At 65.8% G+C, this 20,993-nt stretch carries 20 protein-coding genes and 1 pseudogene; 14 read left to right on the plus strand and 7 right to left on the minus strand.

Translation table 11 applies throughout. The annotated features are described in order from the left end of the window. Position 1: 1 nt before the first annotated feature. Complete coding sequence (locus AAFG16_RS28310) at positions 2-1,501, minus strand: leucyl aminopeptidase (protein ID WP_342730538.1); 1,500 nt, start codon at positions 1,499-1,501, stop codon at positions 2-4. A gap of 339 nt (positions 1,502-1,840) precedes the next feature. On the opposite strand from AAFG16_RS28310, the gene lptF reads away from it, so the two are divergent. From lptF to AAFG16_RS28360, 10 genes and pseudogenes are all read left to right on the plus strand, one after another. After that, complete coding sequence (gene lptF / locus AAFG16_RS28315; RefSeq protein WP_342730540.1) at positions 1,841-3,010, plus strand: LPS export ABC transporter permease LptF; 1,170 nt, start codon at positions 1,841-1,843, stop codon at positions 3,008-3,010. Next, positions 3,007-4,104, plus strand: coding sequence for an LPS export ABC transporter permease LptG (gene lptG, locus AAFG16_RS28320; protein WP_342730542.1), 1,098 nt, complete (start codon positions 3,007-3,009; stop codon positions 4,102-4,104). Before lptF ends, lptG begins: the two co-directional genes overlap by 4 nt. Before the next feature lie 71 nt (positions 4,105-4,175). Then, the gene (locus AAFG16_RS28325) at positions 4,176-6,593 is read left to right on the plus strand and encodes an LPS-assembly protein LptD (protein WP_342730544.1); all 2,418 of its coding nucleotides are present in this window, start codon (positions 4,176-4,178) and stop codon (positions 6,591-6,593) included. Positions 6,594-6,661: 68 nt separating this feature from the next. Next, positions 6,662-7,597, plus strand: coding sequence for a SurA N-terminal domain-containing protein (locus AAFG16_RS28330; RefSeq protein WP_283079641.1), 936 nt, complete (start codon positions 6,662-6,664; stop codon positions 7,595-7,597). After that, positions 7,597-8,610, plus strand: a complete 1,014-nt coding sequence (gene pdxA / locus AAFG16_RS28335) for a 4-hydroxythreonine-4-phosphate dehydrogenase PdxA (RefSeq protein ID WP_342730548.1) — start codon at positions 7,597-7,599, stop codon at positions 8,608-8,610. The genes AAFG16_RS28330 and pdxA overlap by 1 nt, the downstream gene beginning before the upstream one ends. Continuing rightward, positions 8,610-9,467, plus strand: coding sequence for a 16S rRNA (adenine(1518)-N(6)/adenine(1519)-N(6))-dimethyltransferase RsmA (gene rsmA, locus AAFG16_RS28340; protein WP_283079643.1), 858 nt, complete (start codon positions 8,610-8,612; stop codon positions 9,465-9,467). The genes pdxA and rsmA overlap by 1 nt, the downstream gene beginning before the upstream one ends. A gap of 22 nt (positions 9,468-9,489) precedes the next feature. Then, the gene (locus AAFG16_RS28345; protein ID WP_342730551.1) at positions 9,490-10,548 is read left to right on the plus strand and encodes an alcohol dehydrogenase; all 1,059 of its coding nucleotides are present in this window, start codon (positions 9,490-9,492) and stop codon (positions 10,546-10,548) included. A 154-nt stretch (positions 10,549-10,702) separates the two neighbouring features. Further along, positions 10,703-10,837: pseudogene (locus AAFG16_RS28350) on the plus strand (Flp family type IVb pilin); the annotation flags it as partial. 67 nt (positions 10,838-10,904) lie between these two features. After that, a complete protein-coding gene (locus AAFG16_RS28355; RefSeq protein ID WP_283086992.1) occupies positions 10,905-11,141 on the plus strand; it encodes a hypothetical protein in 237 nt (78 codons plus the stop codon). Between the two features lie 324 nt (positions 11,142-11,465). Further along, entirely contained in the window at positions 11,466-12,185 is a 720-nt protein-coding gene (locus AAFG16_RS28360) for a Crp/Fnr family transcriptional regulator (protein WP_342730553.1), read from the plus strand. A gap of 19 nt (positions 12,186-12,204) precedes the next feature. On the opposite strand, the gene AAFG16_RS28365 is transcribed toward AAFG16_RS28360, so the two are convergent. Beyond that, positions 12,205-12,936: a Crp/Fnr family transcriptional regulator gene (locus AAFG16_RS28365; protein ID WP_342730555.1), complete on the minus strand. Its 732-nt coding sequence runs from the start codon at positions 12,934-12,936 to the stop codon at positions 12,205-12,207. 155 nt (positions 12,937-13,091) lie between these two features. Here AAFG16_RS28365 and AAFG16_RS28370 point away from each other — a divergent pair, with 155 nt between their 5' ends. The 4 genes from AAFG16_RS28370 (at position 13,092) to AAFG16_RS28385 (ending at position 16,268) form a co-directional block, all read left to right on the plus strand. Continuing rightward, entirely contained in the window at positions 13,092-13,331 is a 240-nt protein-coding gene (locus AAFG16_RS28370; protein WP_283079648.1) for a hypothetical protein, read from the plus strand. Positions 13,332-13,346: 15 nt separating this feature from the next. Continuing rightward, positions 13,347-14,048: a Crp/Fnr family transcriptional regulator gene (locus AAFG16_RS28375; protein WP_283079649.1), complete on the plus strand. Its 702-nt coding sequence runs from the start codon at positions 13,347-13,349 to the stop codon at positions 14,046-14,048. A gap of 199 nt (positions 14,049-14,247) precedes the next feature. Further along, positions 14,248-14,655, plus strand: a complete 408-nt coding sequence (locus tag AAFG16_RS28380) for a hypothetical protein (protein WP_283079650.1) — start codon at positions 14,248-14,250, stop codon at positions 14,653-14,655. A gap of 371 nt (positions 14,656-15,026) precedes the next feature. Continuing rightward, on the plus strand, positions 15,027-16,268 hold the full coding sequence (locus AAFG16_RS28385; protein ID WP_342730558.1) for a hypothetical protein: 1,242 nt from the start codon (positions 15,027-15,029) through the stop codon (positions 16,266-16,268). Here AAFG16_RS28385 and gmk read toward each other — a convergent pair. The 5 genes from gmk to AAFG16_RS28410 form a co-directional block, all read right to left on the minus strand. Beyond that, entirely contained in the window at positions 16,201-16,860 is a 660-nt protein-coding gene (gene gmk, locus AAFG16_RS28390; RefSeq protein ID WP_283079652.1) for a guanylate kinase, read from the minus strand. The genes AAFG16_RS28385 and gmk overlap by 68 nt on opposite strands. A 3-nt stretch (positions 16,861-16,863) precedes the next feature. After that, positions 16,864-17,751 carry a YicC/YloC family endoribonuclease gene (locus AAFG16_RS28395; protein ID WP_342730560.1) on the minus strand — a complete coding sequence of 296 codons (888 nt, stop codon included), beginning with the start codon at positions 17,749-17,751 and terminating at the stop codon, positions 16,864-16,866. A gap of 114 nt (positions 17,752-17,865) precedes the next feature. After that, positions 17,866-19,137, minus strand: coding sequence for an endolytic transglycosylase MltG (gene mltG / locus AAFG16_RS28400; RefSeq protein ID WP_342730562.1), 1,272 nt, complete (start codon positions 19,135-19,137; stop codon positions 17,866-17,868). A gap of 125 nt (positions 19,138-19,262) precedes the next feature. Next, positions 19,263-20,528 (minus strand): beta-ketoacyl-ACP synthase II, encoded by a 1,266-nt coding sequence (gene fabF / locus AAFG16_RS28405; protein WP_342730564.1) that lies wholly within the window; start codon positions 20,526-20,528, stop codon positions 19,263-19,265. A 109-nt stretch (positions 20,529-20,637) separates the two neighbouring features. Beyond that, positions 20,638-20,877, minus strand: a complete 240-nt coding sequence (locus tag AAFG16_RS28410; RefSeq protein ID WP_008551805.1) for an acyl carrier protein — start codon at positions 20,875-20,877, stop codon at positions 20,638-20,640. Positions 20,878-20,993 lie beyond the last annotated feature (116 nt).

Genomic DNA, 20,993 nt, shown 5'->3' on the forward strand with positions numbered 1-20,993 from the left:
ATCATTTGCGCTCGTAGTGATCTGCCACCAGCCGATCCAGCAGGCGGACGCCATAGCCGCTTCCCCAGCTCTGGTTGATGTCGGTCTTCGGCGCGCCCATCGCGGTGCCGGCGATGTCGAGATGCGCCCACGGGGTGCCATCGACGAAGCGCTGGAGGAACTGCGCCGCGGTGATCGAGCCGCCGTGACGGCCGCCGGTGTTCTTCATGTCGGCGAACTGGGAATCGATCAGCTTGTCGTATTCCGGACCGAGCGGCATGCGCCAGACCTTCTCGCCGCTCTCGATGCCGGCCGCGAGCAGGCGCTCGGCCAGTTCGTCATTGTTGGAGAACATGCCGGCATGCTCGGTCCCGAGCGCGACCATGATCGCGCCAGTGAGTGTGGCGAGATCCACCATGAATTTCGGCTTCACCTTTTTCGCGACGTACCAGAGCACGTCGGCCAGCACGAGGCGGCCTTCGGCGTCGGTGTTGATGATCTCGATGGTCTGGCCCGACATCGAGGTCACGATGTCGCCCGGCCGCTGCGCATTGCCGTCGGGCATGTTCTCGACGAGGCCAATGGCGCCGACCACGTTGGCCTTCGCTTTACGCGCCGCCAGCGCATGCATCAGGCCGACGACGCAGGCAGCTCCCCCCATGTCGCCCTTCATGTCCTCCATGCTGCCGGCGGGCTTGATCGAGATGCCGCCGGTGTCGAAGCAGACGCCCTTGCCGACGAAGGCGACCGGCGCATCGCCCTTCTTGCCTCCGTCCCAGCGCATGATCACGGTGCGGCTCGGCCGCGCCGAGCCCTGGCCGACGCCGAGCAGCGCGCCCATGCCGAGCTTCTGCATCGCCTTGACGTCGAGCACCTCGACCTTGACGCCGAGCTTGCGGAGCTGGGCCGCGCGGCGCGCGAATTCCTCGGGGTAGAGCACGTTCGGCGGCTCGTTGACGAGGTCGCGCGCGATGACGACGCCGTCGACGACGTGGCCGGCCGAGGCGAACGCCTTCTTGGCCGCACCTGCATCGTCGACCGCGAGCGAGATTTCGGCGCGCAAGCCGCCCTCCTCGCCCTCCTTCTTCTTGGTCTTGTAGCGGTCGAACTTGTAGGCCCGCAGCCGCAGGCCCGAGGCAATCGCGACCGCCTGCTCGCTTGTCATGCCGCCACCTGGCAATTCCGCCATGATCGTCATGGCCGAGGCCTCGGCAGAGAGCTTGCTGGCGGCAACGCCGCCGAATTTGAGGAAATCGTTCGCCTTCAGGCTTGCCGCCTTGCCGCCGCCGATCACGACCAGCCGGGTGGCCTTCACCCCCTCCGGCGCCAGGATGTCGAGCGCCGCGCCGCTTTTGCCCTTGAAGCCGGCCGTGGACGCCGCCCGCTTGACCAGATCGGTCGCGCCGCCGAGCGCCTTCGCCGTGGCCGGGCCGAGCTTCAAGCCGTCGTCGCAGAACACCACCAGGATGCCACGGGGGGCGGCAGACAACGGGACAAAGCCGACCTTGATGGCATCGGACATGAGTAACTCCTTCAAAACATCAGGCTTTTCGCCCTTCCTCGGTTCCGGCAGGGGGCCGGAGCTGAACGGCGATTCACTGGACTTTGCGCACTATGGGCCAGCGGCCCGGCAGATGCCAAGCACCGCCGTGGCCGCCAGGCCACAACGAGCGAAATATTAACCATATGTGGAGGGTGCCACGGGGCAGCCATTTTGTTGACGGATCAAAGGGATGGTAGTGAGAAAGTAAGCCGACGGAAGAACTGTTGGTCCGACCTTGGGGATCCCCTTGTGGGATTGGTTGGACGGGTGGCATTCCGGGGCTGCGTCGGGGGCTTGGTGGGATTCGTGCGGTAGCGCATGGGGTCAATTGATAGGTATATTTTCCGCACGACGCTGGCGTCGTTTGCGCTGGTCCTGGTCAGCCTCACCGGCGTGATCTGGATTACGCAGGCGTTGCGCGGCATCGACCTGATGACGAGCCAGGGTCAGACCATCCTGACCTTCCTCGGCATCACCAGCCTCGTCGTGCCGGCGCTCGTGCTGATCATCTCGCCGATCTCGCTGATGATCGCGATCTCGCACACGCTGAACAAGCTCGCGACCGATTCCGAGATCATCGTGATGAATGCCGCCGGCTTCTCGCCGTTCCGGCTGTTCTTTCCGTTCTTCTACGCCACCTGCGTGGTGGCGGCGCTCGTCGCCTTCATCGCGGCCTATCTCGCCCCCGACGGCATGCGGCGGATCAAGCAGTGGGACGCCGAGATCACCGCCGACGTGCTCACCAACATCCTGCAGCCCGGCCGCTTCGCCCAGCTCGACAAGAACCTGACGATCCGGATCCGCGAGCGCCAGCCCGGCGGCATCCTCGCCGGCATCTTCATCGACGACCGCCGCGATCCGAACGAGCGCGTCTCGATCGTCGCCGAGCATGGGGAGGTCGTGAAGAACGAAAACGGCTCGTTCCTTGTGCTCAAGGACGGCAATCTCCAGCGCTTCGAGGCCGGCAAGCGCGATCCCGCGCTGGTGGCGTTCGGCCGCTACGGCTTCGACATGTCGAAATTCGGCAACCAGGGCCGCGACGTCACCCTCGGCATCCGCGAGCGCTATCTCTGGGAGCTGTTATCGCCGTCCGAGGATGACCCCGTCTACAAGCAGATTCCAGGGCAGTTCCGCTCGGCCCTGCATGACAGCCTCTTGGCTCCGATTTATCCGTTTGCCTTTGCCGTGCTGACCTTCGCCTTCCTCGGCGCACCTCGCACCACCCGCCAGAGCCGCAATTTCTCGATCGGCTCCTCGATCCTCGCGGTGTTCGGCCTGCGCATGGCGGGCTTTGCCTGTTCGGTGATGGCGGTGAAATCGCCGGGCCCGGTGCTGGTCCAATACGCGATGATTTTCGGCGCCATCGGCGTCGGGCTGTGGATGATCATTGGCGGCATCGTCGTCGAACCGCCGCCCGGCCTCATGGAAGCCATCAACAGATCGAACGCCCGCATCGCGCGGCTGTTTGGACGACCGGCCACCGCATGAGCATGCTCACCAACACGCTCGGGCGCTATTTCGCCGGACGCTTTGTCGTCGCGGCGCTCGGCGTGTTCGCGAGCATCTTTTTGCTGCTGGTGCTGGTCGACTACATCGAGATGGTGCGCAAGACCTCCGGCCTTGCCTCCGCCTCCGCGCTCATGGTGGCCGAGACATCGCTGTTCCGGGTGCCGCAGCTCCTGGAGAAGCTGACGCCGTTCTGCATGCTGATCGGCGCCATGACCTGCTATCTCGCCCTCTCCCGCCGGCTCGAGCTCGTGGTCGCGCGCGCCGCCGGCATCTCGGCCTGGCAGTTCATCTCGCCCGCGCTCGGCAGCGCGCTGCTGATCGGGGTGATCGCCACCGTCGCCTACAATCCGATGTCGGCGAATCTGCGCGAGCTCTCCAAGCGCATGGAGGCGGAGCTGTTCGGCTCGGCGCCGGGCGGCGGCATCCAGGACGCCTCCGGCTTCTGGCTCAACCAGGTGACCAGCGACGGCCAGACCATCATCAATGCGGCGCGCAGCGAGCAGCAGGGCGTGCGGCTCACCGGGCTCACGCTGTTCCGATTCGACACAGATCAGCACTTCAAGGAGCGGATCGAGGCGCGTGAAGCCACGCTCGAGTCCGGTCATTGGCTGTTCAGGGGCGTCCGCCGCTTCACGCTGGACTCACCGCCGGTCGACCAGGCCACGTTGGAGATTCCGACGACTCTGACCGAGGCGCAGGTCCGCAACAGCTTTTCCACACCCGAGACTGTGTCCTTTTGGCAACTACCGAGCTACATCCGCTCATCGGAAAGCTCGGGCTTCGCGACAGCCGGATACCGACTCCAGTATCAAAAGCTTCTGGCGCAGCCGTTTTTGCTGGCTGCCATGGTGATGCTCGCGGCCTCCGTGTCGTTGCGTTTCTTCCGGATGGGCGGCGTGCAGAAGATGGTTTTGAGTGGCGTGGGCGCAGGCTTTCTGCTCTACGTTCTATCGAAAGTGACTGAAGACTTGAGCAAGGCTGAGTTGATGCATCCGATCGCTGCGGCGTGGTTGCCCGTGGTGGTGGGCGGCCTCACCGGCTTTTTGGCCTTGTTGTACCAGGAGGACGGTTAGTGACTGCCGTCCGTCGAGGACCCGTGTCTCGTTTGACGCGGCGCACGGTGGTGCGCGCGAACGGATGCGGCTTGTCCATTCGCAGGCTCCTCCTCGCCGTCGTCACGGCTGCCTCGCTCGGCGGCCTGATCGACGTCGCCGCGGTGACGCCGGCCGCGGCCCAGAGCTTCACCTACAATCCGCTACCGCCGCGTCCGAAGCCGCCGAAGGTCGCCAACGACAACCAGATGCTGGTTCAGGCGACCGAGGTCGATTACGACTACAACAATTCGCGCGTCTCCGCGGTCGGCAACGTCCAGCTGTTCTACAACGGCACCAGCGTCGAGGCCGACAGGGTCATCTACGACCAGAAGACCAAGCGGCTGCATGCCGAAGGCAACATCCGCATGACGGATGCCGACGGCAAGATCACCTATGCCGAGATCATGGATCTCTCCGACGACTACCGCGACGGTTTCGTCGATTCGCTGCGCGTGGACACCGCCGACCAGACCCGCATGGCCGCGAGCCGCGCCGACCGCTCCAGCGGCAATTACACGGTGTTCGAGAACGGCGTCTACACGGCCTGCGCGCCGTGTAAGGACGATCCGAAGAAGCCGCCGCTCTGGCAGGTCAAGGGTGCCCGCATCATCCACGACCAGCAGGAGAAGATGCTGTATTTCGAGACGGCGCAGCTCGAATTCTTCGGCGTGCCGCTCGCCTACATGCCCTATTTCTCGACGCCCGACCCGACCGTGAAGCGCAAGACCGGCTTCCTGATGCCGGGCTTCACGTCGAACACGCCGTTCGGCTACGGCGTCGAAATCCCGTTCTACTGGGCGATCGCGCCCGACATGGACCTGACCTTCAACCCGCGCTTCACGACCAAGCAGGGCGTGCTGTTCCAGGCCGAATACCGCCAGCGCCTGATGGACGGCGCCTATCAGGTCCGCGTCTACGGCATCGACCAGCTCGACCCGGGCGCGCTTGCCGGTCAGCCCGGCGACCGCCAGTTCCGCGGCGCCGTCGACACCAAGGGCCAGTTCGCGCTGAACGACAAGTGGGTCTGGGGTTGGGACGGCGTCCTGATGTCCGACTACTATTTCTTCTCGGACTACCGGTTGTCGCAGTACCGCGACCCGCTGGGCTCGTTCCTCTATCTGCCGACCGACGCGCTGTCGCAGCTCTATCTGACCGGCGTTGGCAATCGCAGCTTCTTCGACGCGCGCACGATGTACTGGCTGAGCTACTCGGGCAACCAGAGCCAGGTGCCGATCGTCTATCCCGTGATCGACTATTCGAACGTGCTGAACTATCCGGTGTTCGGCGGCGAGTTCAGCTACAGGACCAATTTCACGAACCTGTCGCGTGACTCGGCCGTGTTCGATCCGATCACGACGTTGGCCAACACCAACAGCCTGTGCACGACGGCGTCGGCCGATCCGCTCGCCCGCACGCCGTCGCAGTGCCTGCTGCGCGGCTTCCCCGGCACCTACACGCGCCTCACGGCCGAAGCGCAGTGGCGCAAGTCCTACACCGATCCGTTCGGCGAGATCTGGACGCCGTTCGCGATTCTGCGCGCCGACGCGGTCAACTCCTCGGTCTCCAACCAGCCCGGCGTGTCGAACTTCCTGCCGGTCGGCGACACCCAGGCGTTCCGCCTGATGCCGACCGTGGGTCTCGAATACCGCTACCCCTTCATCAACGTTCAGCCCTGGGGTTCGACCACCATCGAGCCGATCGCGCAGATCATCATCCGCCCGAACGAGACCTATGCCGGCAGGTTCCCCAACGAGGATGCCCAGAGCATGGTGTTCGACGCCTCGAACCTGTTCAGCGTCGACAAGTTCTCCGGCTACGACCGCGTCGAGGGCGGCGGCCGCGCCAATGTCGGCGTGCAGGCCACCACCCAGTTCGACAGGGGCGGTGCCGTCAAGGTGCTGTTCGGGCAGTCCTACCAGCTGTTCGGCCTGAACTCCTACGCGGTCCAGGACTCCATCAACACCGGTCTTGATTCCGGCCTCGACAAGCCGCGGTCCGACTATGTGGCGAGCGCCGCCTACTCGCCCAACAGCACCTATACGTTCAGCGTCCGCTCGCGCATGGACGAGCAGACCTGGAACGTGGAGCGCTTCGAGGCCGAAGGCCGCGCCAACTTCAATCGCTGGTCGATGAGCGTGATGTACGGCAATTACGCGGCACAGCCGGAGCTCGGCTATCTGAACCGCCGCGAGGGCATCCTGACCTCGGGCTCGATCAAGGTCGCGGCCAACTGGGTGGTGACGGGCTCGGCGCGCTGGGACCTCGAGGCCAACAAGATCAACCAATATGTGCTCGGCGCCGGCTATGTCGACGATTGCTTCGTGCTGGCGGCGAACTATGTAACTTCGTATAGCTACTCCGCGGGCACCGCGCCGCCCGTGCTGAGCCACGCGTTCATGTTCCAGATCGGCCTGCGCACGCTGGCGACGTCGACAGGCAGCAGCAGCAGTTCCGCGGGCCTCCAGTGAACGGTTTGAAGTCCCGGCCGCGTTTGCCTCTTCGCAGGCTTACGACGGCGGGCATGCGAGCGACACTCATGACGACCCCATTGCCTGTCTTCCGCTTCCTCCTCGCCATCAGTGCCGGGCTGGTCCTGGCCGGCCTCCCCTCGCCGTCGCGGGCGCAGAACATCGTCGTCATGGTCAACGGCGATCCGATCACCGATTTCGACATCGAGCAGCGCTCCAAGCTCGACCAGCTGACGACGCAGAAGACCCCGAGCCGGCAGGAGGTCATCAACGAGCTGATCGACGACAAGGTGAAGATCAAGGAAGGCAAGAAGTACGGCGTCGACCCTGGTGTCTCCGACCTCAACCAGTCCTATGACGGCATGGCGCAGCGCATGCGCATCTCGCCGGAGGCGCTCACCAAGTCGCTCGAGTCCAAGGGGGTCCGCCCCGAGACGCTGAAGGGCCGCATGAAGGCCGAGATGGTCTGGACCAGCCTCGTGCGCGGCCGCTTCAAGGAGAAGCTGATGGTCGGCGAGAAGGACGTCGCCGACAAGGTGCGCGAGGGCGGCAACGAGAAGCTCCAGATCGAGGGCACCGAATACAAGATGCAGCCGATCGTGCTGATCGTGCCGCGCGGCTCCTCCCCTGCGTTCCAGGAGACGCGGATGAAGGAAGCCGAGCAATATCGCTCGCGCGTCGGAAGCTGCGAGGAAGCCAATTCGCTGTTCCGCTCGACGCCGAACGCCACCATCCGCGAGAGCGTCACCAAGACCACGGCGGACCTGCCGGAGGCGCTGCGCAAGGTGCTCGACGACACGCCGATCGGCCATCTGACCGCGCCGGAAGTGACGAGGGCCGGCATCGAGATGGTGGTGCTGTGCTCGCGCAAGCCGACCACGATCGACACGCCGAAGAAGCGCGAAATCCGCGAGAAGATGTATCAGGAGAAGTACGAGAAGACCCAGAAGGCCTATCTCGATGAGCTCCGCAAGGCGGCGATGATCGAATATCGCAACCGCTGATGGCCAGCGCTCCGATAAAGCCCCTCGCCCTGACCCTGGGAGAGCCCGCCGGCATCGGCCCCGACATCACCATTGCCGCCTGGCTCCGGCGAGCCGAGCTGAACCTGCCCCCGTTCTATCTGCTCGGCGACGAGGCCTTCCTCGCCCGCCGCGCCAAGGCGCTCGGCGTCGATCTCAGGATCGCTGCGGTAAGCCCCGCTGAGGCCGCGGCCGCCTTCACCAACGCCCTGCCCGTCGTCGCGACCGGCGAGCGCGCGAGCGCCGAGCCCGGCACGCCCGACGCATCGAGCGCGCCGGCCGCGCTCGCCTCGATCCGCCAGGCGGTCGCGGATGTCCGCGCGGGCCGCGCCGGTGCCGTCGTCACCAACCCGATCGCCAAGAGCGTGCTGTACCGCGCCGGCTTCCGTCATCCCGGCCACACCGAATTCCTCGCCGAGCTTGCCGCGGAGAACGGCCGCGTGCCGCAGCCGGTGATGATGCTGTGGTCGCCACGGCTCGCCGTGGTGCCCGTGACCATCCACGTCTCCTTGCGCGAGGCGCTCACCCAGCTGACGAGCGAGCTGATCGTCTCCACCGTGCGCATCGTCGCGAGCGAGCTGAAATCGCATTTCGGCACCGAACGGCCGCGGATCGCGATCTCCGGCCTCAATCCGCATGCCGGCGAGGACGGCTCGCTCGGCCATGAGGAGCAGACCGTGATTGCGCCGGCGCTCAAGGTTCTGCGCAACGACGGCATCGAGGCCAGGGGCCCGCTGCCCGCCGACACCATGTTCCACGACGCCGCGCGCAACACCTATGACTGCGCGGTCTGCATGTATCACGACCAGGCGCTGATCCCGATCAAGACGGTCGCGTTCGACGACGCCGTCAATGTCACGCTCGGCCTGCCCTTCATCCGCACCTCGCCCGATCACGGCACCGCCTTCGACATCGCCGGCACCGGCAAGGCCAATCCGGCCAGCCTGATCGCGGCGCTTCAGCTCGCAGGCCGCATGGCGGCTGCAAAACCCTGATGAGCGCGATCGACGACCTCCCGCCGCTGCGCGAGGTCATTCGCCGGCACGCGCTGTCGGCCCGCAAATCGCTCGGTCAGAATTTCCTGCTCGACCTCAACCTCACCGCGCGCATCGCGCGTGCGGCCGCGCCGCTCGAAGACTCCACCATCGTCGAGATCGGCCCCGGGCCCGGCGGGCTGACCCGCGCGCTGCTCGCGCTCGGCGCCCGGCGCGTCATCGCCATCGAGCATGACGAGCGCGCGATCCCGGCGCTGGAAGATATTTCCGCGCGCTATCCCGGCCGGCTCGAGATCGTGCATGGCGATGCCATGACCTTCGACCCGCGACCGCTGCTTGGAGGTGAACGCGCGAAAATCGTCGCCAATTTGCCCTACAACATCGCGACGCAGCTGCTGATCAACTGGCTCACCATCGAGCCGTGGCCGCCCTGGTACGACATGATGGTGCTGATGTTTCAGCGCGAGGTCGGCGAGCGCATCGTTGCGCGCGAGGACGAGGAGGCCTATGGCCGGCTCGGCGTGCTCGCCAACTGGCGCTGCGAGACCAAGATCCTGTTCGACATTTCGCCGTCGGCCTTCGTGCCGCCGCCGAAGGTCACCTCGTCCGTCGTGCGCCTGATACCGCGCGCCGAGCCGCTGCCCTGCGATCGCAAGCTGCTCGAACAGGTCGCGGCCGCAGCTTTCGGCCAGCGCCGCAAGATGCTGCGGCAAAGCCTGAAGTCGCTCGGCGTCGATCCGGCGCGGCTCGCACAGGCGGCCGGCGTCGATGCGACGCGGCGCGCGGAGACCATTCCGATATCGGGCTTTGTTGCCATGGCCCGTGAATTGGCCAATATACGAAACGAAGCTGAATAACAGGAATTCCGGAGGAGAGAATATGGCGTTGATGCGTCGGCAGTCGCTGGTCAAGTTCGATGCGCCCTTGTGCGAGACCATCGTCGACACGCCCAAGCCGCAAGGACGCGAGGTGCTGGTGCGCATCGAGCGCTGCGGCCTCTGCCACTCCGATCTGCATATCCAGGACGGCTATGCCGATCTCGGCGGCGGCAAGAAGCTCGACACCACGCGCGGCATGACGCTGCCCTTCACGCTCGGCCACGAGATCGCGGGCGTCGTCGATGAGGTCGGCCCTGACGTTCCGGCCGGACTCGTCGGTGCCAAGAAGGCGGTCTTCCCCTGGATCGGCTGCGGCCAGTGCCGCGACTGCAAGAATGGCGACGAGAATCTCTGCGTGAAGCAGCGCTTCCTCGGCGTCTCCATCGACGGCGGCTTCGCCACCCACGTGCTGGTACCCGACGCGAAATATCTGCTCGACTACGATCCGCTGCCCGTCAACCAGGCTGCGACGCTGATGTGCTCCGGCGTCACCGCCTATGGCGCGCTCAAGCGCCTGGTCGACCGTCCGCGCCAGCGTAACCTGTTGCTGATCGGTCTTGGCGGCGTCGGCATGATGGGCCTGTCGTTCGCGCAGGCCATGTTCAAGCAGCCGATCACGGTCGCCGATCTCTCCCCAGCCGCGCGCGAGACCGCGCTGAAGAACGGCGCAGCGGTTGCCTACGATCCGTCCGAGCCCGACGTGATCAAGCGCATCCTGAAAGAGACCGAGGGCGGCTTCGACGAGATCGTCGACTTCGCCGGCAACGAGAAGTCGATGGCGTTCGCGGTGGCGGTGGCCGCGCGCGGCGGCAAGGTCGTCGTCTCCGGCCTCATGGGCGGCCAGTTCACGCTGCCGATGGTGCAATGGGTCTACAAGCGCCTGACCGTCGAGGGCTTCATGGTCGGCACGCTTGCCGAGGCCCACGAGCTGATGGCGCTCGCCCGCGCCGGCAAGATCAGGCCGACGCCGATGCGCGAGGAGCCGATGGGCGACGTGCAGAAATGGATCGACGAATTGCGCGCCGGCAAGGTCGTCGGCCGCATCGTTCTGAAGAACTGACGGCGCAATTCGCGGCGAGGCGCAGGTCTCGCCGCCTCTCTCTTCCGCAATCAACTCGGAATTGACGCAAGGCGGGGTTCCGGGTCGGGGAACCTCGCGCGTGCGGACTATCGTCCTTCCCAGCTTGCTCCGGGAATTCTGGTGAGACCATGCAGACGAGTCCCGCGCCACCGCGATCGAATACGGCCTGATCGCTGCCGGCATCGCGTTCGCCATCATCGCGGTCATCAACAATCTCGGCACGTCGCTGAAGACGAAGTTCGACTCGATCAGCAGCTCGCTGACGTAACGGTCGACTTTTGCTCAAGGGCACGACACCGCGCGGAACGGCTCGGGCTGCTCCGCGTTGGCAGCGCATGTCCATTCGCTGCACCGTCGAAAGCGCATTCTTCATCGCCTGGAGCGCCCTCGAGAAGAGCGGCGAGCTCGGCCCGCCGGACGAGTCTGCGAACATCATTCTCGACGCCATCGAAGCGCAGCTCAGGCTAGGCGAACGCCGACAGCTGATGCTCGCCAACCGGGCGATCGATGCGTACCGCGCGCATGCAGCGCACAGCCGCTTCCTTCACGACTGCGAAGCGCGCTTCGGCTGACGGTCATCGCCCCTCGGGCCGCCGGCCCCCTGCGGCATTCGAGCAGGTACGGGCCGGCGGTCCGTTGGGCAGAGCGCACGCGGTCCGACGCCCGGCGGTGCCAACACTACACCGCTCCGCACCGCCGCTATGTTCACTCCTGCACAGAGCCCGGCGAAGCTACAGCAGCATGGCGCCATGCGGCTGACGCTTTACGAATTTCCGTAAGCTCGCCTCCCGACTTTTCAACGTTCGCAAAGGCCTTGTGTGCACTTTGGAACCGTCGGTTCCTCCGCGGAAACGTAGGGTTCTGGCCGGTGCCGATTCCCGGCCAGAGAAAAACACGTGACCGGTCGGCCCTCGAACGATCTCCTCCAGCAGCTCAGCCTTCAGGATTTCGAACTGCTCGCGTCGCACCTCCAGCCGGTCGAACTCGAGGCCAGCCACATTCTGCATCACGCCGGCGACGACGTCGCGGTGGTTCACTTCCCCTGCGGCCCGACGCTGGTGTCGTTCGCCGTGCCGGTCGAGGACGACCGCGAGGTCGAAAGCCTGCTGGTCGGCCGCGAGGGCGCGATCGGCATCTCTGCCGGCCGCAACCCTTCGCTGGCCTATTCACGCATCGTCGTGAAGCTCGGCGGCACGCTCGTGCGGCTGCCGCTGCGCGCGCTCGAGCAGGCGCAGCAGAGGTCGGCGACGCTCCAGGAGCTGCTCTCGCGCCATGCGGACTGCCAGTTCGCGCAGTTGCTCCAGACCGCGGCCTGCAACGCCGCGCATTCGATCGAGCAGCGCGCCGCCAAGTGGATCCTCTCGGCGCGAGAGCATATCGGCGGCCCCGAAATCCCCCTCACCCACGAGCAGCTCGCCGGCATGCTCGGCGTGTCCCGCAGCTATGCCAGCCGCGTGATCCAGATGTTCAAGGCCAGGCGCATCCTCGCGACCCGGCGCGGCGCCATCCTGATCCTCGATGCATTGGCACTCGAAGCCAGGGCCTGCTCCTGCAACGACTCGGTGAAGCGGCATTTTGACGAAGTGCTGGGCGGGATGGCCGCCGCGGAGGGATAGCCATTTGGTCGCTCCGCGTTCACCGCACCAACTGCTGCTTGAGATGCAGATAGGCCGGATTGAAATCCCCGAGCCGCTGCAATTCGCGCCATTTCAGCACGATCAGCTCGCCCTCGCGCAGATCCATGGCGCCGCTCCGCCTGAGTTCGGCGAGCGTCCGGTTCACGGTCGCAATCGCCATGCCCAGCGCCTCGCCGAGCTGGGTGAGGCTGATCGGCATGCGGCAGCGGTTGCCGCGGAGGAGCTGCGCGACGCGGGCGCGGTAGAACAGCTCGCAGAACAGATGCGCCATGCGCGCCTGCATCGGCCGGGCACTGTTGTTGGTGATGGCCTCGCGAAAGATCGCGGCGTCGCGCAGCGTCTCGCGCCACACCGCCATTCCAAACGTCGGCCGCCGCCGGAAGGCGATGAACAATTCGCGATGCGGGATGAAGGCGACCGTGGCGGGCCCGAGCGCACAGAGCGCATGGTCCATCTGGTCGATGAACAAGCCCTGCGAGTCCGGCAGGTCTCCGGAAAGATGGAACGCGAGATATTGTCGCCGCCCGCTGCCGAGCAGGTGGTAGCGCGCCACCGTGCCGGAGACGACCAGCGCCGAATGTTCGGGCTCGTCGCCCTGCCGGATGAAATCCTCGTTCGGCGCGAAATCGCGCTGGGTGAAGCTGAGCGCGCGGATCTCGGCGACATCCTCCCCGGCGAGCTCGGTGTGCTTGCCGAGGTTCCGGATCAGCACATCGTGGGCTTTTTCCATGGCGGCCGCCAAAATCACGCCGGTTCTATCAAATGATACGTCCGGCCTGCGTTCAGCGGACTAGAACGCGAACCGGAAGCACAGGTTGCTAACGGGGTCGCGACGACGCCGCATCGCCCCCTCCCGTCACCCGATTGCGGATCGAGCCGCCCCTCATGAGCCCTACGACCATCCTGGAGCGCGTCCGCCGCCTGTTTGCAGCGGATCCGGACGCGCACCTCGACAGCATCAGCGACGCCTTCCTGAACGGCACACTGGCTGAGCCGGTGCTCCCGATGTCGGATCAGGAACTCGCGCGTGCCATCCGCGAGTTCCGCAGCCAGCCCGTATCCGACTGGGCCGTGGCCAAGCTGTCGCGGCGCCTGCGCGAAGCGTCCGCGCCGCGCGAGCGCTGAAGCGCACCTGCTCTCATGCCACATCCGAAGTTCATCGCGCGTCTCCAGGCGATCGAAGGTCTCTCCGAACACGAACGCCACCAGATCGCCGGCCTGCCGTCGACGCTGCGCCAGGTCGCGGACGGCGAGATCGTGCTGCGCCAGGGCGAGGCCGCCTCGCGCTGCGTCTTCGTCGTCAGCGGCTTCCTCTACCAGGCCCGCATCGTCGGCGACCGCAGCCAGATCCTGGCGTTCCACGTTCCCGGCGACATGCCGTGCCTGCACACGCTGCTGGTCTCGCCGATGGACGCCGACCTCGTCGGCCTCGGGCCGACCATCGTCGGCTACGTCGCGCACGCCCAGCTCAAGCAGCTGCTCGACGGCTCCTTGCATCTGATCCGCGCCTTCTGGCGCGAGACGCTGATCGATGCGGCGATCTCGCGGCAATGGATCGCGCGCCTTGGCGCCCAGGCCGCCCTGCCCAAGGTGGCGCATCTCATCTGCGAGCTCGCCGCAAGGCTGGAGATCGTCGGCCTCGTCACCGATGGATGCTTCCAGATGCCGATGACACAGCGGCACGTTGCTGACGCCTGCGGGCTGTCGATCGTCCACGTCAACCGCACCATCCAGGAGCTGCGGCATCGCGGCCTGATCGCATGGGAAGGCAGCGAGATCGAACTGCTCCAGCCCGACGAGCTGCAAGCGCTCGCCGATTTCAGGCCGGACTATCTGACCTGAGCGCAATCGTCTGGGTATCCCGGTGCTCGGTCCGATGGATCATCAGCGGCATGTTCCCGTTCGATGAACCCACCGCGAGGATGCTTGATTTAAGTCAAATCAGACACCGGTGAGAAGCTGAGGTTCTCGCAAGGCGCCGATCCTCACGGCGCAGTATCGCGTCGGTGTTGCACGGCCCCCCAACTCACGGAGGAACGCCATGCTTCGATATATTCTCGCTGCGCTGGCAGCTCTCGTCCTGATCACCGCGAGCCTGATGCCAGATGAGGCATATGCCCGCCGTGGCGGCGGCGGATATCATGGCGGCGGAGCCATGCGCGGCGCTCACGTCCGAGGTGGAGCTGTTCATGCCGGACGTGTCGGCGGATACCGCGTGGCGGGTCGCGGCTATGGATATCGCCCGATACCTGGACGGCCGGTTGCCAGGGGTGTTTACCGCAATGCGGCCTATCGCGGCGCCTACAGAGGCGCAGCCTATGGTCTGGGAGCAGCTGCGGTAGGAGCCGCCGCAGCAGGAGCTTACGGCTACTATAACAATACCAGCGGCTGCACTTACGATACCTACGGCAATTGGGTTTGCCCGGGTCAGTACGGCTATCGCTACTGACCGAAATTGCTTCGGCGCGGACGGCCCGCGCTTCGCGCGGTGCGAGGTACGTGGATGCCCGGGACGAACCCGGGCATGACGACCTCTCGGAATGCTCGCGTGCGATTGATTGTCCTGTGACGTTCACCGGCGCCGGCCGCGTCGCGGGACGCAGCGGTTCCGGCGCCTGGCGGCGCTGCGACGGCTGCGGCGGAACCGGGAGCTCGACGGAGCAATAACGTTAAGGAAAATGCCTTAATTCGCGGTGGAACCACCACCGCGCGGGCCCAATTCAAGCCACATCCTCTCCGGATTTGCGGCTCAATGCCACCCAAGTCTTTGATGACAAAGCGGTGGTTAAGAGTTGCGTCATGCGTAATCGGGAGACCAGGATGGGCAACCGCACCGCAAAGTTCATATCCGCGCTGATTGGCAGCATCATTGCCGGCGCGCCCATAGCGGCCGTATCGCAGAACGCACCGGCTGCATCGAGCCCGGCCAGCGACGCCGCCGACTGCCTTGCCTCGCCGAAGGGCATCGCGCCGCAAGGCCAGCACTGGTACTACCGCCTCGAGCGCTCGACCAAGCGGCAATGCTGGTATCTGCGCGCCGAAGGCGGCAAGGACAATGCCAAGGATGGCGCAAAGCCGGTGCAGACCGCAGCCGAAACACCCGCAGCGGATTCAGCCGCGCCGACGCAGCACCCGGTGCAGGACGCACGCGCCGAATATCTGAAGCCGCGGACCGCGGCCGCGCCCGCACAGGTAGCTCCGACGGCGCCGGCGCCGATGCAACAGGCTGCGGACCCTGCCGCTGACAGCAGCGCGCAGCAGCCCGCCGTCGCATCGCCCTGGCCCGATGCCTCCGCGGCCACATCACCGGCGCCGCAGCCGGCGCCCGCGCCTGTCGCAGCCGTCGCGCCGCCGGGCACGAAGCCGTCAAAATCGGCTGCGCCCGTGGCGCTCGCGGCCGCAGACAGCAGCACCGACAAGCCGGCCGGCTCGATCCAGATGCTGCTGCTCGTGATCGGCGGCGCGCTGGCGCTGGCCGGCGTCCTCGCCAGCATCATCTACCGCTTCGCGGGCAGGCGCGCCCGCCAGGCCGACCGCCGCGCGCATTGGGACGATTGGGAGCCGCAGGACGAGAATCCGAGCCGCGCTCCCTGGCTCGATGACGCCTCGCGCGTGCAGAAGGCCGGCCCGGTGGATTTCGATGCCGTGCGTCCTCTGGTCATACAGCCCCAAGCCGTGCAGCCGAAAGCCGTGCAGCCGAAAGCTGCGCAGCCAAAAGCCGCACAGCTCGCCGAATTCAGCAGTGCAATCGGCAGGATCGCAGCGCACGCCGCGCCCGCTCGCAAGGTGGTGGTCGCAGATCTCGACGAGGCCGACATATTCAACGGCGAATTCAAGATCGAGGCGTCAGCGCCGCAGCTCGCGGCCAACGACGCTTCCGACGAAGCGCCGGCCGATCGCGAGGCGGATGAGGACAAAGAGGATGCGGTCGACATCGACGTGATCACGGCGATGCTGGAACGGCTGGCGCAGGAAGGGCCGCGGCTGAGGCAGCCTAGCCTTGAAGCTGACCTTGCAGACTTCGCACAAATCCCACGAGGCCAATCCGCCGCTCGCGCTTGAGGCGCTCGGCCTTCAGGATCGACTGCACCTCGGCGAAGGCCTCGTCGACGTCATGGTTGATGACGATGTAGTCGTATTCGGCCCAGTGGCTCATCTCGTGGCTGGCGCGGCTCATACGCTTGCGGATCACTTCGTCGGAATCCTGCGCGCGCGAATGCAGCCGCTTCTCGAGATCTGCCGCCGACGGCGGCAGAATGAAGACACGAACCACGTCGACGCTCGCCTTCTGGTGCAGTTGCTGCGTGCCCTGCCAGTCGATGTCGAACAGTACGTCCTGCCCGGCCGACAGGGCCGCCTCCACTGGAGCACGCGGCGTCCCGTAGAGATTGTCAAACACGGTGGCCCATTCGAGCAGCTCGCCCTGCTCCACCATCGTCTCGAACTTGGACTTGCTGACGAAGAAGTAGTCGCGCCCTTCGACCTCTCCCGGCCGCATCTGACGCGTGGTCGCCGACACTGACATTTTCAAGCCGGGCTCGCGCTCCAGCAGCATGCGCGACAGCGTCGTCTTGCCCGCGCCCGACGGCGAGGACAGCACGAACATCAAGCCGCGCCGCTCGACCCCGTCAGTTCTGTGACCGCCTGTCGTCATCGATCACTCCAGATTCTGGACCTGTTCGCGGAACTGCTCGACCACGTTCTTCATGGCGAGCCCCGTATTGGTCAGCTCGATGTCGTTCGACTTCGAGCAGCAGGTGTTGACCTCGCGGTGAAACTCCTGGGCCAGGAAGTCGAGCTTGCGCCCGATCGGGCCGCCCTTGCCGATCAGCTCGCGCGCCTGCGCGATGTGCGAGGCGATGCGGTCGAGCTCCTCGCGGATGTCGGCCCTGGTGGCGATCAGGATCGCTTCCTGCATCAGGCGGTCGGAATCGAAACGGTCGGAGGTGTCGAGCAGCGCTGCGATCTGCTCGGCGAGCCTCGCCTTGATCGCCTCGGGCTTGCGGCCCGGCGCGGCTTCTGCCTGCTTCGACAGCTGCTCGATCTCGTCGACGCGCTGGGTCAGGATCTGCCCGAGCGAGGTGCCCTCGCGCTTGCGCATCGCGGCGAGCTCGGCGAGCGCCTTGTCGAAGGCCTCGGCCGCGGCAGCACGCGCGGCCTTGTCCTCCTCCTCGTCGCCCTCGGGCTCGGCGACCTCGACGACGCCCTTGATGGCGAGCAGGCCGTCGATGCTCGGCGCCACGGCGTCGACCTTGCCGGAGATCAGCGCGGCGGCCTTGAGCACGGCGTTGAGCACGTCCTCGTTGACGCGGACCGAAGCGGCGGCGTTGGCGCGCTTGACGTTGAGATTGGCGTAGACGGTGCCGCGCGAGAGCAGTTCGCCGGCGCGCTTCTTGGCGTGGGCCTCGAGCTCCTCGAACCCCTGCGGCAGCCGCACCCTGAGGTCAAAGCCCTTGGCGTTGACCGATTTCAATTCCCATTCGAACGTATACGGCCCGCTTGCGCCGTGGCTTCGGGCAAAGCCGGTCATGGACGACAGCGCCATCAGGTCAATTTCTCCGGAAACGCAGGATTCGCGAGGCATCAAGCCACGCGAATCTTAAGACTATTTTGCAGGAAAGTGGAATCCGCAAAGTCCCGTAGCAGACCTGCAGCCAGCCTAGCGCTGGACCACCGGCGGCGAGGGCTGCACCGCGCCCTGCCGGGCCGGTGCGGGATTCGCCGGGCGGGCCGGCGGCTTCTTCTGCTGGTTGGGCCGTGCCGGCGTGGTCGCGGTCGGGGCGTCGGCCGCGGCGGGAGCGGCGCCGGCCGGCGGCGCCGCATCCTCGGCCGGCTCGACCGTGTCGTTCTGGATCTGCTTCTCCATCGCGCGGAGTTTCGCGACATTCTTCTGGTGCGCGTCGTAGGTCTCGGTGAAGGCGTGCCCGCCGGTGCCGTCGGCGACGAAATAGAGATCGCGGGTGCGGGCCGGGTTGGCGGCGGCTTCCAGCGAGGCGCGGCCGGGATTGGAGATCGGTCCCGGCGGCAGACCCTCGATCACATAGGTGTTGTAGGGCGAAGGCTGCGTGATCTCGCTGCGCTTGATCGGGCGGCCGAGCGTGCCCTTGCCGCCGACGAGACCGTAGATGATGGTCGGATCGGACTGCAGCTTGATCCGCTGCTTCAGGCGGTTGACGAACACGGCGGCGACGCGGCTGCGCTCGTCCGGCTTGCCGGTCTCCTTCTCCACGATCGAGGCCAGCGTCACCAACTGCTCGGGCGACTTGACCGGAATGTCCTGGCTACGGCGCTCCCAGATCTCGGCCAGCACGCGCTTGTGCGCCTGCTGCATGCGCTGGATCACCTGCTCGCGCGTGGTGCCGCGCGGGAACTTGTAGGTCTCGGGCAGAAGCGTGCCCTCGCGCGGCAGCTCGCGGACGCTGCCGGTGAAGATGTCGTTGTCGGACAGCCGCGCCACGATCTGCTCGGAGGTCAGGCCCTCCGGTATCGTCACGGCGTGCTGCACCACCTTGCCCTCGACGATGGTGGCGATGACGTCGCGCAAGGACGCATTCTTCTGGAACGAATACTCGCCCGGCTTGAGGTCGGAGCTCGCCTTCAGCGCAGCAACGCTCGCAATGAACACCCACGGGTTGACGTCGGTGACGCCTTCCCGGTTCAGCGTCTCGGCGATGTCGCGCTTGCCCGCACGCTGCGGGATGTTGACGATCTTGTCTTCCTTCAGCGGCCCCGCCGCCTCGAGCACCTGCCGGCCGTAATAATAGACCCCGCCGGCGCCGAGCATGGCGATCAGCAGCAGGGTGATGATGGCATTGCCGACGACCACGAAGGGATTGCGCGCGCGGTCCGATCGCTTCGGCGGCGGCGGGACCTGCTCGGGCTCAAGCGCTGTCCGCGGGCTCCGGGGCGAAATGGGCGGCCTTTCACTCATCGAAGCAACCTGAATCCTGCCGGTTCAATCGCGGCCTGGCAATCGCTTGCCCTGCCAAATGCACGCGCCCGCTTCCATGACTATCGCCGAATACGGCAAAACGGTGGATTCGTCGCAACCACAAACTAATGGACCAGGCGCCGGACAATCACCGACGCGTTGGTACCGCCAAAACCAAAAGAATTCGACAACGCGACATTGACCTCACGTTTCTTCGCCTTGTGCGGCACGAGGTCGATCGCGGTCTCGACCGACGGATTGTCGAGGTTGATCGTCGGCGGCACGACATTATCGCGAATCGCGAGAATGGCGAAGATCGCCTCGATCGCGCCGGCTGCACCGAGGAGATGGCCGGTCGACGATTTGGTCGAGGACATCGCGACCTTGGAGGCGGCGTTGCCGAGCAGGCGCTCGACCGCACCGAGCTCGATCTCGTCGCCGAGCGGTGTCGAGGTGCCGTGCGCGTTGATGTAGTCGAGATCCGACGGCGACAGGCCGGCACGCTTGAGCGCGGCCGACATGCTGCGGAAACCGCCATCGCCATCGGGCGACGGCGACGTAATGTGATAGGCGTCACCCGAAAGGCCGTAGCCGATCACCTCGGCGTAGATCCTGGCGCCGCGGCGCTGGGCATGCTCGAGCTCCTCGAGCACGAGGACGCCGGCGCCCTCGCCCATCACGAAGCCGTCGCGGTCCTTGTCGTAGGGACGCGAGGCCTTCTCGGGCGTGTCGTTGAAGCCGGTCGACAGCGCACGCGCGGCATTGAAGCCAGCAATGCCGATGCGGCTGATCGGCGATTCGGCACCGCCTGCGACCATGACGTCGGCATCGCCGAGCGCGATGAGGCGGGCGGCGTCGCCGACCGCATGCGCGCCGGTCGAGCAGGCCGTGACCACCGAATGGTTCGGTCCCTTCAGCCCGTGCGCGATCGAGACGTAGCCGGAGGCGAGATTGATCAGGCGGCCCGGAATGAAGAACGGCGACACCCGGCGCGGTCCGCGCTCCTTCAAGAGGATCGCGGTGTCGGCGATGCCGTTGAGGCCGCCGATGCCGGACCCGATCATGGTGCCGGTGGCACACTTGCCCTCTTCGGTCTCGGGATGCCAGTTGGCATCGTCGAGTGCCTGGCCGGCCGCGGCCATGCCGAAGATGATGAAGTCGTCGACCTTGCGCTGGTCCTTCGGCTCCATCCACTTGTCGGGATTGAAGGTGTCGTTGGTGCCGTCGCCGCGCACGACGGTGCAGGCGTATTTGGTCTGCAGATCGGAGACGTCGAAGCTCTCGATCGGCCGAGCACCGCTCTCACCGTTGAGGATGCGTTTCCAGGTCGGCTCGACGCCGCAGCCGAGTGGCGACACCATGCCGAGACCAGTGACGACAACCCGCCTCATATCCGAAAACTCCGCATCGAAAGATTCACGGCCAATAACAAGAAACCGGCTGACCGCTGGCTAGCGGCCCGTCCGGTTTCAATGTTGTCCCCGCGAAAAATGAAGAGCCTTAGCTCTTCGCGTTCTTCTCGAGAAACTTCGTGGCGTCGCCGACGGTGAGAATCGTCTCCGCCGCGTCGTCCGGAATCTCGCAACCAAATTCTTCTTCGAACGCCATCACCAGCTCGACGGTGTCCAGACTGTCGGCGCCGAGGTCGTCGATGAAGCTCGCGTTGTCGACAACCTTCTCGGGCTCAACACCAAGGTGTTCGACCACGATCTTCTTAACCCGCTCGCCAATGTCACTCATTGCTTAACCTCGTGTTGTTCCCTGTAGACCCGACCCCCCGGGACGATACGAGCCGTCGTGGTCGTTTGACTGCCTTCGCTTACGAACTTTGATTTGGCCCCATCCTAACGATACGG

The organism is Bradyrhizobium sp. B117, assembly GCF_038969555.1.
In the GTDB taxonomy this organism is placed as follows: Bacteria; Pseudomonadota; Alphaproteobacteria; order Rhizobiales; family Xanthobacteraceae; genus Bradyrhizobium.

Coding starts and splice junctions, on each gene's coding strand:
- AAFG16_RS28330 (WP_283079641.1), top strand. CDS start 6,662: ATGACGACCCCATTGCCTGTCTTCCGCTTCCTCCTCGCCATCAGTGCC.
- rsmA (WP_283079643.1), top strand. CDS start 8,610: ATGAGCGCGATCGACGACCTCCCGCCGCTGCGCGAGGTCATTCGCCGG.
- AAFG16_RS28410 (WP_008551805.1), bottom strand. CDS start 20,877: ATGAGTGACATTGGCGAGCGGGTTAAGAAGATCGTGGTCGAACACCTT.
- AAFG16_RS28345 (WP_342730551.1), top strand. CDS start 9,490: ATGGCGTTGATGCGTCGGCAGTCGCTGGTCAAGTTCGATGCGCCCTTG.
- AAFG16_RS28355 (WP_283086992.1), top strand. CDS start 10,905: ATGTCCATTCGCTGCACCGTCGAAAGCGCATTCTTCATCGCCTGGAGC.
- AAFG16_RS28385 (WP_342730558.1), top strand. CDS start 15,027: ATGGGCAACCGCACCGCAAAGTTCATATCCGCGCTGATTGGCAGCATC.
- AAFG16_RS28380 (WP_283079650.1), top strand. CDS start 14,248: ATGCTTCGATATATTCTCGCTGCGCTGGCAGCTCTCGTCCTGATCACC.
- AAFG16_RS28395 (WP_342730560.1), bottom strand. CDS start 17,751: ATGGCGCTGTCGTCCATGACCGGCTTTGCCCGAAGCCACGGCGCAAGC.
- lptG (WP_342730542.1), top strand. CDS start 3,007: ATGAGCATGCTCACCAACACGCTCGGGCGCTATTTCGCCGGACGCTTT.
- pdxA (WP_342730548.1), top strand. CDS start 7,597: ATGGCCAGCGCTCCGATAAAGCCCCTCGCCCTGACCCTGGGAGAGCCC.
- mltG (WP_342730562.1), bottom strand. CDS start 19,137: ATGAGTGAAAGGCCGCCCATTTCGCCCCGGAGCCCGCGGACAGCGCTT.
- AAFG16_RS28365 (WP_342730555.1), bottom strand. CDS start 12,936: ATGGAAAAAGCCCACGATGTGCTGATCCGGAACCTCGGCAAGCACACC.
- AAFG16_RS28375 (WP_283079649.1), top strand. CDS start 13,347: ATGCCACATCCGAAGTTCATCGCGCGTCTCCAGGCGATCGAAGGTCTC.
- gmk (WP_283079652.1), bottom strand. CDS start 16,860: ATGACGACAGGCGGTCACAGAACTGACGGGGTCGAGCGGCGCGGCTTG.
- AAFG16_RS28370 (WP_283079648.1), top strand. CDS start 13,092: ATGAGCCCTACGACCATCCTGGAGCGCGTCCGCCGCCTGTTTGCAGCG.
- fabF (WP_342730564.1), bottom strand. CDS start 20,528: ATGAGGCGGGTTGTCGTCACTGGTCTCGGCATGGTGTCGCCACTCGGC.
- lptF (WP_342730540.1), top strand. CDS start 1,841: ATGGGGTCAATTGATAGGTATATTTTCCGCACGACGCTGGCGTCGTTT.
- AAFG16_RS28310 (WP_342730538.1), bottom strand. CDS start 1,501: ATGTCCGATGCCATCAAGGTCGGCTTTGTCCCGTTGTCTGCCGCCCCC.